The sequence below is a fragment of the Burkholderia sp. JPY481 genome (assembly GCF_038900515.1).
Classification (GTDB): Bacteria; Pseudomonadota; Gammaproteobacteria; order Burkholderiales; family Burkholderiaceae; genus Paraburkholderia; species Paraburkholderia youngii.
In genome coordinates this window covers 1-250 of the sequence record NZ_JAYMRT010000241.1, presented here as the reverse complement: position 1 = coordinate 250, position 250 = coordinate 1, and the positions used below count along the sequence as shown (strand labels likewise).

The window sequence follows — 250 nt, the reverse complement described above, 5'->3', positions numbered from 1 at the left end:
GCGTGTGCGGCGAGCGCTCCAGCAGCTCCGCCAGGTGCTCCAGCGCATGTTGCATGTAACCGCAGATACGCTCTGCTGAAACCGGCTCGACCGCTTCCGCCGTCAGGCCCAGCGCCTGCCCGGAGTCCTCCACCGACAGGCTCAGGGGATAGTTGGTGCGTTCCTGCGCACCCAGCCACTCGATGCCGCCCGGGACATCGTCCGCGGCGGCGCCCTGAAGCGCCGCCAGCGTATTGTGGCGATAGTTCAG

1 protein-coding gene is annotated in these 250 nt (G+C 68.0%); it reads right to left on the bottom strand.

Translation table 11 applies throughout. The features are described 5' to 3' along the window. Positions 1-250: hypothetical protein (locus tag VSR82_RS40520; RefSeq protein ID WP_498858981.1), on the bottom strand; the 250-nt coding region annotated here is incomplete at both ends.